At 35.5% G+C, this 15,810-nt stretch carries 20 protein-coding genes and 1 tRNA gene; 2 read left to right on the top strand and 19 right to left on the bottom strand.

Annotated features, from left to right (window positions below):
* Positions 1-20: 20 nt before the first annotated feature.
* The 18 genes from HMPREF1528_RS09215 to HMPREF1528_RS09305 form a co-directional block, all read right to left on the bottom strand.
* Positions 21-95, bottom strand: a tRNA-Val gene (locus tag HMPREF1528_RS09215).
* A gap of 111 nt (positions 96-206) precedes the next feature.
* Entirely contained in the window at positions 207-2,321 is a 2,115-nt protein-coding gene (recG, locus tag HMPREF1528_RS09220) for an ATP-dependent DNA helicase RecG (protein ID WP_016479537.1), read from the bottom strand.
* A gap of 68 nt (positions 2,322-2,389) precedes the next feature.
* Positions 2,390-2,800 carry a HEAT repeat domain-containing protein gene (locus HMPREF1528_RS09225; protein ID WP_016479538.1) on the bottom strand — a complete coding sequence of 137 codons (411 nt, stop codon included), beginning with the start codon at positions 2,798-2,800 and terminating at the stop codon, positions 2,390-2,392.
* Positions 2,801-3,032: 232 nt separating this feature from the next.
* On the bottom strand, positions 3,033-3,590 hold the full coding sequence (locus HMPREF1528_RS09230) for a hypothetical protein (protein ID WP_016479539.1): 558 nt from the start codon (positions 3,588-3,590) through the stop codon (positions 3,033-3,035).
* Positions 3,583-4,023, bottom strand: a complete 441-nt coding sequence (locus tag HMPREF1528_RS12975; protein WP_034568001.1) for a hypothetical protein — start codon at positions 4,021-4,023, stop codon at positions 3,583-3,585. Before HMPREF1528_RS12975 ends, HMPREF1528_RS09230 begins: the two co-directional genes overlap by 8 nt.
* A gap of 638 nt (positions 4,024-4,661) precedes the next feature.
* Positions 4,662-4,994, bottom strand: coding sequence for a hypothetical protein (locus HMPREF1528_RS09245; RefSeq protein ID WP_016479540.1), 333 nt, complete (start codon positions 4,992-4,994; stop codon positions 4,662-4,664).
* A 48-nt stretch (positions 4,995-5,042) separates the two neighbouring features.
* Positions 5,043-5,492, bottom strand: coding sequence for a hypothetical protein (locus HMPREF1528_RS09250; protein ID WP_016479541.1), 450 nt, complete (start codon positions 5,490-5,492; stop codon positions 5,043-5,045).
* Between the two features lie 108 nt (positions 5,493-5,600).
* Positions 5,601-5,966 (bottom strand): hypothetical protein, encoded by a 366-nt coding sequence (locus HMPREF1528_RS09255; RefSeq protein ID WP_016479542.1) that lies wholly within the window; start codon positions 5,964-5,966, stop codon positions 5,601-5,603.
* Positions 5,967-5,977: 11 nt separating this feature from the next.
* A complete protein-coding gene (locus tag HMPREF1528_RS09260) occupies positions 5,978-6,301 on the bottom strand; it encodes a hypothetical protein (protein ID WP_016479543.1) in 324 nt (107 codons plus the stop codon).
* 65 nt (positions 6,302-6,366) lie between these two features.
* On the bottom strand, positions 6,367-7,035 hold the full coding sequence (locus HMPREF1528_RS09265) for a DUF4304 domain-containing protein (RefSeq protein WP_016479544.1): 669 nt from the start codon (positions 7,033-7,035) through the stop codon (positions 6,367-6,369).
* Between the two features lie 42 nt (positions 7,036-7,077).
* Complete coding sequence (locus tag HMPREF1528_RS09270) at positions 7,078-8,133, bottom strand: glutaminyl-peptide cyclotransferase (RefSeq protein WP_016479545.1); 1,056 nt, start codon at positions 8,131-8,133, stop codon at positions 7,078-7,080.
* A gap of 1 nt (position 8,134) precedes the next feature.
* Positions 8,135-9,802, bottom strand: a complete 1,668-nt coding sequence (truB, locus tag HMPREF1528_RS09275; protein WP_016479546.1) for a tRNA pseudouridine(55) synthase TruB — start codon at positions 9,800-9,802, stop codon at positions 8,135-8,137.
* Between the two features lie 5 nt (positions 9,803-9,807).
* The gene (locus HMPREF1528_RS09280) at positions 9,808-10,458 is read right to left on the bottom strand and encodes an epoxyqueuosine reductase QueH (RefSeq protein WP_016479547.1); all 651 of its coding nucleotides are present in this window, start codon (positions 10,456-10,458) and stop codon (positions 9,808-9,810) included.
* 55 nt (positions 10,459-10,513) lie between these two features.
* Positions 10,514-10,960 (bottom strand): GNAT family N-acetyltransferase, encoded by a 447-nt coding sequence (locus HMPREF1528_RS09285; protein WP_002672071.1) that lies wholly within the window; start codon positions 10,958-10,960, stop codon positions 10,514-10,516.
* A gap of 136 nt (positions 10,961-11,096) precedes the next feature.
* The gene (gene pyrF, locus HMPREF1528_RS09290; protein ID WP_016479548.1) at positions 11,097-11,933 is read right to left on the bottom strand and encodes an orotidine-5'-phosphate decarboxylase; all 837 of its coding nucleotides are present in this window, start codon (positions 11,931-11,933) and stop codon (positions 11,097-11,099) included.
* The gene (locus HMPREF1528_RS09295) at positions 11,923-12,162 is read right to left on the bottom strand and encodes a hypothetical protein (RefSeq protein WP_002672069.1); all 240 of its coding nucleotides are present in this window, start codon (positions 12,160-12,162) and stop codon (positions 11,923-11,925) included. The genes pyrF and HMPREF1528_RS09295 overlap by 11 nt, the downstream gene beginning before the upstream one ends.
* Entirely contained in the window at positions 12,159-12,848 is a 690-nt protein-coding gene (locus HMPREF1528_RS09300; protein WP_016479549.1) for an SIR2 family NAD-dependent protein deacylase, read from the bottom strand. Before HMPREF1528_RS09300 ends, HMPREF1528_RS09295 begins: the two co-directional genes overlap by 4 nt.
* 364 nt (positions 12,849-13,212) lie before the next feature.
* Positions 13,213-13,503: an HU family DNA-binding protein gene (locus tag HMPREF1528_RS09305; protein WP_255346883.1), complete on the bottom strand. Its 291-nt coding sequence runs from the start codon at positions 13,501-13,503 to the stop codon at positions 13,213-13,215.
* A gap of 186 nt (positions 13,504-13,689) precedes the next feature.
* Between HMPREF1528_RS09305 and HMPREF1528_RS09310 the strand changes: the two genes are divergently transcribed.
* On the top strand, positions 13,690-14,631 hold the full coding sequence (locus HMPREF1528_RS09310) for a transcription antitermination protein NusB (RefSeq protein ID WP_034568004.1): 942 nt from the start codon (positions 13,690-13,692) through the stop codon (positions 14,629-14,631).
* Positions 14,632-14,706: 75 nt separating this feature from the next.
* The gene (gene yajC, locus HMPREF1528_RS09315; RefSeq protein ID WP_009421643.1) at positions 14,707-15,015 is read left to right on the top strand and encodes a preprotein translocase subunit YajC; all 309 of its coding nucleotides are present in this window, start codon (positions 14,707-14,709) and stop codon (positions 15,013-15,015) included.
* Between the two features lie 78 nt (positions 15,016-15,093).
* Here yajC and HMPREF1528_RS09320 read toward each other — a convergent pair whose 3' ends face one another.
* On the bottom strand, positions 15,094-15,783 hold the full coding sequence (locus tag HMPREF1528_RS09320; RefSeq protein ID WP_009419714.1) for a PAS domain-containing protein: 690 nt from the start codon (positions 15,781-15,783) through the stop codon (positions 15,094-15,096).
* Positions 15,784-15,810: the final 27 nt, after the last annotated feature.

Genomic DNA, 15,810 nt, shown 5'->3' on the forward strand with positions numbered 1-15,810 from the left:
TTTTTAAAATTTAACCTAAGTGGGTCCTACTGGATTCGAACCAGTGACCCTCTGCTTGTAAGGCAGATGCTCTGAACCAGCTGAGCTAAGAACCCTTACGTTTAATTCGGGTGCAAAGGTACTATTTTTTTTTTACTCTCCAAATTTTTTGGTGAAAAAAAGTAGAAAAAGATTACAATGTAGTAAGCATCACCTCTTCAGCTCCTTTATGAAATGTATGTCCAGAGGTTCTTATAGCGTTGTAACTGATAGAGCGTGTGGGCTATACGTTGGTTTTGGGGCAACTCTAAATTAGGGTCGGCTTTCAGTAGATCGATAGCTTGAAAGCGTGCTGCTTTTAGTATATCTTGGTCTTTTACAAGGTCGGCTATTTTTAGAGCGAGCACTCCACTTTGTTGCGTACCCATTAGGTCACCAGGTCCACGCAATTTTAGGTCTACTTCAGCGATTTCAAAACCGTCGTTAGTACGCACCATCGTTTCCATACGCGTACGAGTATCGTTACTCATTTTGTTGCCAGTGAGTAATATACAATAACTCTGTTCACTGCCACGCCCTACACGTCCACGCAACTGGTGTAGTTGTGAGAGTCCAAAACGCTCGGCACTCTCAATTACCATTACGGAGGCATTGGGTACATTTACCCCCACTTCTATCACGGTGGTAGCCACCATTATTTGTGTTTCATTACGTAGGAAGCGCTCCATTTCAGCATCTTTTTCAGCTGGTTTGAGTCTACCGTGTACCATAGAAACCTTATATTTTGGCAAAGGGAAGCTTGCCGTGATATAATCATAGCCTTCGGTAAGGTTCTTAAAATCTAACGCTTCCGATTCTTCTATAAGTGGATATACTACATAAGCTTGTCGTCCTTTATCTATCTCTTTTTTAATAAATTCATAAGTCTCTGCACGGTGGTTTTCAAACTGATGTAGAGTTTTAATAGGCTTACGTCCGGGGGGGAGCTCATCTATTATCGAAACATCTAAATCACCATATACACTCATCGCTAAAGTGCGTGGGATAGGGGTGGCGGTCATTACTAAAATATGAGGCGGAATAGTGTTTTTATGCCATAACTTCGAGCGCTGTTCTACCCCAAATCGGTGTTGCTCATCGATAATGGCGAGTCCTAAGTTTCTGAACTGTACTTTGTTTTCCAAAAGAGCGTGAGTGCCTATAAGGATAGAAAGCTCTCCAGACTGTAATTGTTCGTCTAACATTTTGCGTTCTTTAGTTTTAGACGAACCTGTGAGCAGTGCTACAGTTACTCCTGTTTCTTTTAGTAGTTCACTAATGTTTTGGTAATGCTGATTGGCGAGAATTTCGGTAGGTGCCATCAAGCAGGCTTGACAACCATTATCTACTGCTAAAAGCATCGTCATTAGGGCTACGATGGTTTTACCAGAGCCTACATCGCCTTGCAACAAGCGGTTCATTTGGGCATTTGAGCCCACATCGGCGCGTATTTCTTTCAATACTCGTTTTTGGGCATCGGTAAGCGGAAAAGGCAAATGATGATTATAGAAGTTCATAAAAGCATCGCCTACATTCTTGAAAGGTTGTCCTTGGAACTTCTGTTTGTGCAGAAGATTCTTGCGTACCAACTGCACTTGTATGTAGAAAAGCTCTTCAAATTTGAGTCGTAAAGAGGCTTTAGTAAGCAAAGTTTGATTTGTAGGGAAGTGGATATTGCGCATTGCCTCCTGCTTGGAGATGAGGTTCATAGAAACGAGTATGTTATCCGGTAAATTCTCGGCAAAGCTATTGCCTATTTCTTCAAAAACTGTTTGTACTAATTGGCGCATCACTCTATTGGTAATGTTGCGTTTAGCTAATTTTTCGGTAGAAGGATATACGGGCTGAATACTGCTGTGTCCTGCCTTCTTGAATTCGCTGAGCAAGTCCATTTCGGGGTGAGGCATAGAGAAAGTGCCTCCAAAGAAATTCAGTTTGCCAAAAATCACATAAGGTTCGTTGATTTTTAGGGATTCACGCAACCATTTGAGTCCTTTGAACCACACGAGCTCCATAGCGCCCGTATCGTCTACAAAGGTAGCAACAAGACGAGTACCTTTTTGGTGAGCCGACTCTACTGTGCGTAAGTTTACTATCTTGCCTACGAGTTGCACCTCGGTATTATTGTTCTGCAATTCGTTGATTTTGTAAAACTTGGTACGGTCGATATACCTGTTGGGGAACAAGTTCAGCAAATCTTGATACTCATAGATACTGAGCTCTGTTTTCAGGAGTTCAGCCCGCTGATTGCCTACACCACGCAGGTAGTTGATGGGAGTATGTAAGATATTCTCTGGAATCATAAGAGCAAAAGTAATAAAAAAATACGAATGACGGTATATTGACCTTGATAAAGCATCATTATATAATACTATAATACACTATCTCTTAATTTTAAAATCCTCATCGCCTCTTTAGATATTTCATCATCCTTATCATTTACCATTTTTTTTAATAAATCAATTGGGATTCTCTTATTTCTAACAACAGCCATTCGGATTGAAAAGTCAGGGTCATTCATCAAAATCTCAAAAATATATCTATCATTTTTATTTTTCATTGCAACAGTAAATCGAACATCCGAATTTTTATCTTTACAAAGCAATTTTAATACATCAATGGGTATATATTTATTATGAACGAGCCACGCTTTCCTTTCAGGATAGTTATGTATTATCTCAGAGATTACTTCGGAAGATAATTGCTCTATTTTGGTTCTATTATTATCTTCCAAATCATCACTGTCTGCTAATTTTATATATTCTTTTATATTGTTAATCATATAATTATCCTCCACAAACTCTTTTTTCTTTTGTCGTAAATGTCATAAGTCGGCACTCCATACAAGTTCGCCATTGTCATCTATCGAACGTATAGGTCTACCTATATGGTCGGTTATTATGCTGTACGATTTACCGTTTGCAAGCTTCGCCGTCGGGGTAAAGCCTTCAAATATCCACGTCGTTAATTCATCTTCTCTTTTTCCCTCCCTTTTTATTTCGTGCAAAGGTACGTTACCTATTTGTGAAATTAACTATCTGATTATTTTTATTGAAAGCTCTTATAGTTTCCAATCTTTCACTTGAACATATCTTTTCCAATAATGTTTTTTGCATTTCAATTTCTTTAGCAATAATTGAATTATAATTTTCTTCCACTTCATAGCAAATATAAAAACATTGGAAAGGCATATCGCTACAATAGTTGATACTATTAATATCTTTATTTATCATATAATCAAAACCATAGGCGACACATAAAGAGGGCTTTTGAGCCAAGTCAGATATAGTAGTAGCTATTTCTTCCATATCGGGAGTTAGTCTGAAAACACAATTATCTATTATTTGTTGAATAATTAAAGGGTCTATTTTTGCTCCAGTACTAACATAATTAAATCCTCTGGACAAAATATTTTCTAATTCTTTATAATGGCCAAAATCATATATGTCTGTATGATTATTACATAAGTCATAATATAAAGGCATCATTCGTTCAGCCATTGAGAAAGCAAAAAGCTCTCTCTCTTTATCATTTAAAGATTCTATTCTTTGATATATTATTACATTATCCATCTTTGCAATCTATTTTCCTTTTTTTACTTTTTTTGCCTGTTGTTTCTGTCTCAAATTTTATATTCTTTTCTTCCATTAAAGTTTGGCAATCTATACATATTTTGGAACTGGCTTCAATTGCTATTATTCCATTGTTAGACCTCGCTAATGCTTCTTCTGCGTGAACATTTTCTAATCTACTATGCACAACTGTAATATTATTATCCTCAGCCCATTTCACAATTTTACTATCAACTTTTGGGGTGCTTGAAGAAACAAATAATGTACCATATTCATTTACACCAACAGCTGTAACTCTTCTTTTTTGAGCAAATTTATCCAAATTACTGTGAGCTTCTTTTGCTAAATCTTGTAATTCATTTAGCCCAAATACATCAACCCAACTATTTGTATCGTGAACATAAGCGTACAACGTAGGATTATTCCCTGCCAACCCTATCGGGTCTTGGCTTATGTAACAGCCTGTCTCTGAATTATACCATCTGTACCTAGTTATAATATAATTTTTCTATTATAAGTTCTTCTTGATACCCTCTGGACTTCAATTCTACCCCTCCAAACCTCAATTTTACTCCTCTGGACTTCAGTTTTACTCCTCCGAACCTCAATTTTACTCCTCCGGACTTCAATTCTACCCCTCCGGATTTCAGTTTTACTCCTCCAGACCTCAAATGCACCGCAACGGAGCATTACAAGACCGCAACGGAGCATTACAGGACTGCAACGGAGGGCTTCTGAAGTGGTAATTTGGTGTAAAATTGAAGTCCGGAGGACTAAAAAACACCTACGGAGGACTAAAAAAGAGGTTCGTACTACTAAAAAACTCCATCGGAGTTGTTTTATAGCGGTTCCGATGGAGAGTAAGAAAGAAAATACATACTTTATGTACGAATAATCGGTGGGGTTGCCTGATAATTGTCGTTATTGTGCATTAGCTTAGCATTGTAAACCCCTATGTTTAGCCTTTCTAAAACTGCGGTAGTGGTCGGAGATTATCGAATAATGTTTATTGCCTTGTGTTTTAGCGACAGAAACAAATTTTGGAAAACCTACGTTGTTATTTCACTTTAATTATATACTATTTTTTAATTTATTGAAATATTTTTCCAGCATTTTTACATTGTTTATTCTATCAATTTTACCATCCGTTTTATCCGTATAAACAAACCATTTTTCTGCTAAATCATCAAATAGTTGTTTTCCTAAGTCTGTTAAATCGCTTTCCTTGATGATTGTATCAATATTCAAATCACCTTGTTCATCGAAGGGATTTTTCTGTAAGAGCTCTTTTTCACAAGAAAAACGGAGCAAATGAAAACATATAGTAAACATTGCTATCTTATCGTCTTTCATTGGATAAGCATTAATCATACTGCTAACATTTAATAATACTGTATCTTTCATATTTTATAATTTGTGTTGGAACAAAAGATATGATATATTATGCTGTTACTAACTTTTTGTGTAAAAGGATAATATATCACCATAGTTATGTGTGTTACTGATGCATTCTATAACTATATTTTTATTAGGGAATTTATGTTTAAAATAAATACTCCAAGAAAATTGTAAGAACTCACCTATGTTTTTAAATAATTTATCATCTGTAATATCAGTACAATGAGCAAATAAATCATATAAATATAATTTATTTATCTCAAATTCTATTTCACTACTATTGTTATATTTCTTTTTGAGATTCTCATAGAGAAAATAATCATAATTATCCTTTAATAAAATACAGTTCTCAATTTCTATAATCTCAGGAAATAGCAATTTACCTATAATCAAAATGTCATCAGGATGAATATTAAAACTTATATATTGATATATGTCAATATTATCTTTCTGAGACCATCTGTTTTTCCATTCTATATACTTACCTATCTCTTCCAAATTCATATATTAAATATTTCGGGGGATTTCTTACTTTACCAATTTCTAAACGCTTAGTTCTATTGTTTATAATTAAAGTTGGAGTACCTTCTTCATTTATTTATAGGTTTAAAATTAATCATCATTAAACTGCCCACATTCAAGAACAACATCTTTAATTTCATTTGATTCAATAAGAAAATCTAATTGTTCTAAAGAAATATCTAAAGGAAATTTTCTATTGCTTTTAATATAATTCTGCAATAAACTTACTATAATATCAAATTGAGTTAGAGACATAAAAACAATAATATTACTATCTTTTATAACTATTTTTGATTCTTCGGACTGTATAATTTGCAAACTTATTCCATTACGAGAGATAAAGCTACTATTTTTTGATGTAAATAATTTGTAAAAAGCCTCTATATCTTCTTCATTTATGGATATGATTAAAACATCTTTGTAAGTATAAGTATTTATTGTTATTATATCTTTCATTTTCTCTGTTTTTATAATGTTTTATCATCAGTTATAATGATACCCGATATACCAATAGAAGGATTTAAATAATAAATAATCAGATGGTTGTTACGATTATTATGATAGTTTGATAAAAAGGGATAATCTTTAAGCAATATTTTTGGAACATTATTCATCGTGTATATTTCTATATCGAATAATACATTTTGGTCAGAAAAGAAGTTTAGTTCAAATTGAATGATATTATTGAAACTCAAATCTCCCTTATCAGCAAAGTAAAAAGTTAATTTTTTCTTTTCCTTATCATAAAAAACTCCTGTAATTTCCTTATCGTGATAATCATTCTTCTCCATAGTTGCTATTTTTTATTCTTTTGCATTTGTTTTTAGTAATCTCCGTTTCGAGCTTTTTATCAGTATTACCTCAATCTCAGTCCCTGCAAATATGCCATCTTCATTTCTCCCGCTCCCACAAACTCATTGTATTTAGGATCTATGTTATCTTCTTTCATATTTAATAAGGTATTATATAGTTTCATATATTGTCCTTTGTACCGACATTGGTTTATCTTCGTTTGAAATACTTGCTCTGCCGTTTCTTTTCCGCCGAATACAAGAAAATATGATAACGAAATGTCTAGCTTCTGGGTAATGCCGTATTCGATAATTTCGTCCGGCGATTTACAAAAGACATCGAACAACGGAAGTACCGTATCGGTAAGGGCTTTTTGTATTTCAGAAACTGTCCGTGCATAATTGGTTTTTGCAAGATCCCATACCTTATATTCAGCCCCAAGGATATAGCAAAGCTGTTTCCCCCAAACTATTCCGGTGCAATATTCGTTTTTATAGGCTTTAATATCAAACGTTTTTACGGCTTTTGAATACACAGTGATATGCGGAATAATCGTAACGGAATTTTCATCATTATAATGTGAAGACTGAAAATAAACCTGCAACGTAATATCCTTATTTGGTCTTTTTGAAACGGTTTGCCCTTTTTGTGCTACCTTAAATCCGTGCAGGATTAATACCTCTGCTATCTCGTTGCATCCCTTTAAAAATATTTCTCTCGGTTTCTTACTCATAAAATGGTCTCTCCTTATAGTTGAATGTATGAATAATTTATGTTACTTATTATTTGCTTCTATAAAAACCACCTCAAATATCTTACTCCAATTTTTACCCGTGATGAAGAACGTACTACGCCTAGCGTGATAAGCAATGCCATTAAGAACATCTAAATCAGGAGTTTGTTCTACTTTTTCTTTTAATCCTCGTACATCTACAACGCCTTCTATAGCACCATTATTGGGGTTGATAATCATAATACCATCTTTTAGATAAGTATTAGCATATATTTTCCCGTCTACAAATTCTAATTCGTTAGCATTGGTAAAAATAGATTTATTAGTACATAGTTGTAAACTGTCTACTTCTTCAAAAGTGTTAGGATTGAGTATCCAAATCTTTTCTGAACCATCACTTTTGTAAAGTTTACCACTACCGTTATGACAGAGCCCCCAACCTTCTTTACTTTTATTGTAAGAGAATATTTTTAACAATTTTAGCTGAGTATCATATACGAATCCTATATTTTCTCTCCAAGTGAGTTGAATAATTTTATCTCTAAAAACGGTAGCTCCTTCACCAAAATACATTGCTTGTAAAGGTACATTTTTGTACATTTCGCCCGTAAAAGGATTCCATTTGCGTATGGAAGATTCTCGGTATTGCCCTGTGCTTTCTACTAAAGTATCACCTATAAATTCTAAACCTTGAGTATAAGCCTGTTTGTCGTGGGGATATTCATTTAGTATTTTATAAGTATACAATTTAGGAGCTTGTCCTGCTAAAAGTAAAATTTCTTTTCGTACTTTATAAACTTCTCCTTTATCAGTATATACAGTTACTTCTAAAGGCTGTTTACCTAACATTAGGTTTTTAAGTACTATGTTCTCATTAGTAACAACAAGCTCTTGGTGATGAAACTGATAGCTAATCTTTACTATTTTACCTTCAAATTTAGGATTCACAACTTTTATCTGTAAAGTTTCTCCTATGTGGTATTCCTTCTTTTTAGGATACAGTTCTATATTGAAAGCGTCTTGCTTAGGTGGATTTGCATTTTTGCAAGCTCCTATTAATAAGAAACTTAATATGCAAATTAACTGTTGTAATTTCATTCTATCGTTTACTTTGAAAAATATAAGTAATAGTTCCTGTTTGCTCTTTTTTGCCTGTTACAGCATTAAATCTGGCTCTGCTAGCATATAGTAATGAGTTTTCTATAAGGCAATCATCATTGGTAGTTGAATTCATTTTGTCAAGAGCTGTTCTAATAACTCTTCCTGCTTCATCAACTGTAATAATAATCACTACTTGCCCTTCTTTTTCACAAGTAAATACAGGGTTAGGTATATTTCCTGTCCTGCCAGATAAGGCATATTTTACTAAAGTATTCTTATTTACTTTATTATCAGATGAAATTTTAGTTGTTTTTTGAAGAGTATTATCGTCCGATATTACTAAGTTAGACGACATTTTATTATTACTCACCAATTCTTCTTTAGCACTTTCCATCTCTTTAGAAGCACGCTCTGCCATTATTTCGTCTAAAGTTTTAAAATTCTCAGTATGACGTAAGTCAGCATCGGCTTGATTATAAGCATTAGTAGTCAGTTTCGCATTCATAGTTTGAGAAAGATCAGGCGCTTCAGTTTGTTCCTCTAATTTTGGAGGTTCATAAGGTAAATCATCTGGAGTGAGTGCCATTTCAATCATTATTTCTTTCTCTCTACTGCTAAGTTGTATCACCATAAGGGTTACTATCGTACCGAAAAGTATCAGTAAAGTAAGCATAATTGCCTTATCAGTATTTGAAAACATCGATAGAAAGTAGCGAAACTCATATTTGATTCCTGAGGTCTTTTTTTTCTTTTTTCGAGGAAAAATGGCTTCTATATTAAGGTCGGAAGTGTGTTGTTGTTTATTAAGGCGTTCTCGCTCTCGCTCTTCATACACTTCATTAATAGATTTTTTCCTATTGTTTTGTGTGTTCAAAGTAGATTCTTTTCGAGCGAAATGGTCATTAAGAGTTGTTTTATTCTTATCGATAAATCGCTCGAATACAGTAGTGAGAATAATAGGTTTTGTTTGCATTTTTGGAATATGTATGTTTATAAATTCATCAGGCGTTAAGGCATCATTTACCGAGAAATCACCTATCTTAGTACGTCGCAATGCAGATAGATAGCCACCAGACCCTAAGGCTTTACCAAAGTCGTTTGCCAAGGAGCGTATGTAGGTGCCTTTGCTACATACCACCTCAAAGTGCAATTTAGGAAACTGACTTGCATCTATATCGAAACTGTAAATATAGATAGTGCGTTGAGGAACTTCTATTTCTTTCCCGTCGCGCGCAAATTCGTAGAGCCGTTTGCCTTCTTTCTTGATAGCCGAAAATACGGGAGGCGTTTGCGTGAGCTCCCCTATAAACTGCATTCGTACTTCTTCTATCAGTTCAGGAGTGATATGGTCAGTAGGGTAGTGGGCATCTATTTCGGTTTCCTTATCGTAGGAAGGAGTCGTAGCCCCTACGGTGATAGTACCCGTATAAGTTTTTACAGCGTCTTGTATTTCAGTAATCTTCTTAGTAAATTTGCCCGTACAAATCACCAATAAACCAGAGGCAAGCGGGTCTAATGTTCCTGCGTGCCCTATCTTTATCTTCTTGAGCTTATAGTGTTTGAGTATTGCCCATTTGATTTTGTTCACCGCTTGAAACGACGACCATTGCAGGGGCTTATCGATAAGCAAGATACGCCCTTCTGTAAGTTCTTCTGGAGTTATCATACTATTCACTTTTCACTTCCGTAGTATTTTTCCCCTATTCGTATTTTTTCTCTTCCGTTGGCTACTCGCCATTTGTTAGCATCGCGCAACGAGAAAGCACAACCGCAGTACTCTTGTTGGTAGAACTTCTCGTTTTTACAGATTTCCATATTGCAGGCAGCACCTCCGTTTTTGCGCCAATTGTAGTCCCAATAGGTAAGTCCCTCGTACTTATTGGCAGCATTTTTACCTGCTTCATTCACTTGGTTGAGGTCTTTCCAACGCGAGATGCCCAGTGAGGTTGCAATGGTATCGAAACCGTTTTCGTAAGCATATAAAGCCGTACGCTCCATACGCATATCAAAGCACATTGCGCAACGGCTACCGCGTTCGGGTTCAAATTCCATACCTTTGGCACGTGCGTACCAATTATCAGTGTCGTATTCGGCATCTACAATAGGTACGCCACACTTTTTGGCAAAGCGTATATTTTCCTCTTTGCGAATTTCGTATTCTTTTTGAGGGTGAATATTAGGGTTGTAAAAAAATATAGTAAAGTCTATCCCCGATGCTTGAATAGATAGTATAATAGAGCCCGAGCAAGGCGCACAACAAGTGTGCAATAAGAGCTTTTTGCCATTATTGGGCAATATGAGATTCTTGTGGACTAATTCCATAGTATTTTTATTGTTTCCTTATCAGAGGGCAAAAATACAAAGAAATAGTAATATATCAAGATTCTGGTGGGTACATTTGTTTGAGAGCGTTCACATATACCTCTGCACCTTTACGTTTAAAGCCTTCATTTTCATAAAGCTTAATAGCTGCTTCGTTAGTAGGCGAGGTAAAGAGCAATATTTCTCCCAAACCCAATTCTTTGCCTTTGGCGATAAGAAGTTGTATGAGCTGAGTCCCTATTTTTTTACCACGTGCCATCTCGTCTACCACCACATCTTCTATCCAACCTTTATAGCCCGAAATCACTCTGTAGATAGCCATAGAAGCCATTCCGTGTAGGCGACCGTCTTCTATATAACCTACTACATAAGGTGCTTTAGTTTTGTCTTGAAAAAGGTCAGATAGTCGTTGTTGGTAGCGCCTGCTCAACAGTGAAAAAAGTCTGTGGGCGTCATCTTCAATGGTTGGTGTAATGTTGCTTTTATTTAAAAATGTAATCATATTATTTAGTTGTTAGTCATTAGTTTACTAGTTCTTAATCACCATATTCTGACAAAGTTTTAAACTTGTACAAAGTTGATATACCTATTACTTCTCACACTTATCATTTCTCTTGCCCCTTTTCATTACTACTCATTTACCACTTATCATTTACCATTAAGCAATTAAGCATTAATTTCATCTTCTGTTGTAGTTCCTCAGCTTTTTCACCTGCTACTTTGGCAAAGTCTTCGCCCTTAGAAGCGTAGATAATGCCTCTTGACGAGTTGATAAGCAGTCCGTAGTGGTCGTTCAAACCATACTTACATACCTCTTCCAAGCTACCTCCCTGAGCACCTACTCCTGGTACTAACAAGAAATGTTTAGGTATAATTTTGCGTATTTCCTTTAGGTATTCCGCCTTGGTCGCACCTACTACGTACATCAGGTTTTGACTGTTTTGCCAAGTGAGTGAGGTGCGTAATACCCTTTTGTACAGCTCTTCATCGTTGAGTTTTTGCGTTTGGAAGTCGAAAGCCCCTTCATTAGAAGTTAGTGCTAAGAGAATGGTGTGTTTGTTCTCAAAAGCTAAAAAAGGCTCTACCGAATCCCTTCCCATATAGGGGGCTACTGTCACGCTATCGAATTGCATATCTTCAAAAAAAGCTTTGGCATACATACTTGAAGTGTTGCCTATATCCCCGCGTTTGGCATCGGCAATAGTGAAAATCTCAGGGTGGTGACGGTTCAGGTAGTCAATCGTCTTTTTTAAGGCGCGCCAACCTTTTTCGCCGTGGGCTTCGTAGAAAGCTGTATTGGGTTTGTAGGCTACCGCAAAAGCGTGGGTAACCTCTATAATCGCCTTGTTGAACGCAAAGAGCGGGTCTTCCTCTTCAAGCAAGTGAGGAGGAATTTTAGTCATATCGGTATCCAAGCCCACACATAACAGCGATTGTTTAGCTTCGATTTGCTGTATGAGTTGCTTAGTAGTCATTTTCTTCTATACGGGCGATTTCTCGTTCGTAGAAAGCAATAGCTTCTTCTATAAGGTTCTCGCTTTCAGCCTCTAACTCTTTGGTGTCTTCTTCGTCAAACTCTTCAAGCCATTCTACTTCATCGTTGTCTAAGTTCAGCACGAAGCGCGGATACTCTAAATGCACCACGAACATAGCGTCGGGCATATCGGTGTTGTCACCTAAAATAAATTTTGGGAAGTTACTCATTTCAATTCTTTTATTAGTTCAATAGCTTTAGCTACCCCTCTTGAAGCAACGTCTTTAATTACAGTGATTTTATCTTTACTACTGATGCTTGGACGTGGGTCTATATAATATATAGGTGTATCTTTCTTGGCACAGTTCATCAATCCAGCAGCGGGATACACTTGTAATGAAGTACCTACAATAACCACTATATCGGCAGTTTCTACCTCTTCGGCAGCCTTTACAATCATTGGTACATCTTCGCCAAACCACACGATGTGAGGTCGTAATTGTGCTCCACTGGGGCTCAGGTCGCCCACTTTAATGTCGTCAGTACAGTCGTAGAGCGTATAGGGGTCATCTACTCCCCTCATTTTTAGCAGTTCGCCGTGTAAGTGAATAATGTGATGGCTACCCGCACGTTCGTGCAAGTCATCTACATTTTGAGTGATGATCACCACGTCGTACTCTTTTTCCAACTCGGCTAATAATAAGTGAGCGGGATTAGGTTGCACATTTTTCACCTGTTTGCGTAAGCCGTTGTAGAAGTTCAATACAAGTTCAGGGTCTTTCTCAAAACCATAAGGTGTTGCCACTTGTTCTATATCGTGACCTTCCCACAAACCATCGGCATCTCGGAAAGTTTTTACACCACTTTCAGCACTAATCCCTGCCCCTGTGAGGACTACTATTTTCTTCTTTTTCATATTGGTAATGTTAGTTATGGTCTTGTCAGAGAATTAATTTGCGCTTTCGTGCGCTTTGCACCTTGCCAAAGTTTTTAATTGCCTATCGTGCTACGATTTGCCTGTTGTGCTACGACTTTTAGCAAAGTAGAAGTCTACCAATTCCCTTCTTTTTATCTCTACTTTAGCATCAACTTAACTTCACTTTTCCTTCGTTCATTGTTCGTCCTTTGTTCGTCTTTCCTATAAGCTTTCTATAAGCTTCTCCCAAATTAACCATTAATCGTTAACCATTAATCATTAAATAAGGCTTCTATGCTAATTAACTCATCTACTAATAAATAAAAAAAGTCCCTTTCAACTGAAAGGGACTTTTTTACTGCAATTACTTTTTGTTTACTGCTTCAGATAATTCAGCCCCTGCTTTGAATTTTACAACTTTCTTAGCAGGTACTTTAATTACTGCACCAGTACGAGGGTTGCGAGCCTCTCTGGCTTCTTTTTTAGCAACTGACCAAGAACCGAATCCTACGACAGCTACTTTGTCACCTTTTTTTAGAGCCTTTTCAACACTTGAAAAGAACGCTTCAACAGCTTTTTTAGAGTCGGTTTTTGTAAGTCCAGACCCTGCTGCAATTGCATCAATTAATTCTGATTTGTTCATATGATAACTTATAAATACAGTTAATAAGGACAAAGGTAGTAATATATTTCATCATAGCAAGTATAAAACAAGAAAAAATGCGATTTTTAGTAAAAAATTAACATTTTAGGTGCTTTTTTAGCGCTTTTTTTTGGCTCGTTAAACCTTTTTTTCTACTTTTGCACTCTCAAAATAAAGTTAAGAAAGTTCTTACAAATTATGCTTACAAGACGACATATTAGGGCAAAAGTAATGCAATCAATTTATGCAATGCGTCAGAGCCAAAGTCAGGATTTAGACAAAGAATTGAAGTTCTTGCAAAACAGTGCTGATGAAATGCGACACCTATATTTATTAATATTATCACTTTTCATTGAACTGCATTCTTTGGCAACTCATCAACACAAAGTAGCTCAGAAAAAATATTTGGCTACTACTGAAGAAAGAACAGTACATCAAAAATTCTCTGAAAACCTTTTGCTCTTAGCCATCGTTCATAATACATTATTACAAGAAGCCATTGCTGATGCACGTATAAATCATTGGGAAATACACGAAGAGTATGTGCGTACTATATATAAAAACATTGTAGAAAGTGAGTTTTATAAGAAATACAGCAAACAGAAGAGCAGTTTTGAAGCTGATAAATCTTTTTTAATGACTATTTTTGAAGAAATTATAGCTCCCGATGAGACAATGTATGAATATATTGAAGATTATAATCTCACTTGGGTAGATGATTATCCCATTGTAAATACCTATATAAGTAGGTTATTTAGAGAAGTGCTTCCTACCTCACCTGATAAATATTTTGTTCCTTCACTTTATAAAGATGAAGAAGAAAAAGATTTTCTTACAGGTTTACTAAAAAAAGCAGTGCTCAATGATAGTAAGTGGGAGAATGAAATTATTAGTAGAATGACGGGTTGGGAGAAAGATCGTGTGGCTGTAATAGATAGTATATTGTTAAAAATGGCTGTTTGTGAAATGCTTAGTTTTCCTAGTATTCCAGTGAAAGTAACACTTAATGAATATTTAGAACTTGCCAAGGAATATTCTACTACTAAAAGTAGTGCGTTTATTAATGGTGTAATGAAAAATGTACATAAAGAACTCGAAGAAAGACAACAAATTAAAAAGATAGGAAGAGGACTTTTATAATTGAAAACCAAAAGCTAAAAGTTCCTAATTACAATTTTCTAAAATAACTAAAAACTAATAATTAAATTAATAAATATGCAACAATTGATGAACAGTGGTTTACTACCTCTTATATTGATAATCTTAGTATTCTACTTTTTTATGATTCGTCCGCAAGTAAGACGACAAAAACAAGAAAAAAACTTTATTGAAGGAATGAAAAGAGGCGATAAAGTAATTACTAAAAGTGGTATGCACGGACGCATTGTAGAACTTACTGATGATACTTGTGTCATAGAAACACTTTCAGGAAAAATCAAATTTGAACGTTCTGCTATTTCTATGGAACTGTCAGCTAAATTAAAAGACGACAAGAAAGAAATTCAAGACAAGAAAGAATCGTAGTCATAGAAAGAACCCAAAATGAGAGCGTATCTATTACAATAGATACGCTCTCATTTTTATTGTGATATTTGCAAAATTCTAATTCGTAGAAAATAATTTTGCAAAGAAACTCTTGCGTTGCATCATAGTTTCTTCTTCGTGATGTTCTTCACTAAATATATCATCAGAAATTTCATAGTCTCCAATGTTAGTATCGGTGTGAGGCATATTAGGGATAGGATCAAAGTGAATTTCTCGCTTGCTTTCGTCCATAATATCCATAATATATTCAATATATGATTTGCCTTGTTTTTCTAAAAAGCCCTTAAAATAACGATTACTGAGCTCCATATCTCCTATTTTTTCAAGTTTAAGGAGCGTTTGATATAAAGGCTCAATATGCTCTGTAATTACATACTTAGGTACTGAATGCTGACGCGCCATAATAGTAACAACATCCCCAATAATATTCCTGCCTACTTCAAAATCGGTAATTACCCAATAATACTTACCCGATTTAGCTAAGTTTTTAATAATAGCGTGAAAGTTCCTCCCCGCCAAAATATTATCCCAAGTAATCTTAAATATGATTTTAGGCATATCGGGGTGACGAATGATGCTATGTGGTTTTCCTAATAATTCAACCGCAGGATAACCACAAACGTCTATAAATGTTTGATTTACGTCAGTAATAGCACCCAACTTATCAGTAGTACTGATAATAGTTTTTGTTTTATCCCACACTACTTCTTCATCAATAGGTATAGGTCTAGTAATTAGTTCTGACATAAGATTTCCTTTTATACTTAACGCTAC

It is taken from the genome of Capnocytophaga sp. oral taxon 336 str. F0502 (assembly GCF_000411575.1).
In the GTDB taxonomy this organism is placed as follows: domain Bacteria; phylum Bacteroidota; class Bacteroidia; order Flavobacteriales; family Flavobacteriaceae; genus Capnocytophaga; species Capnocytophaga ochracea.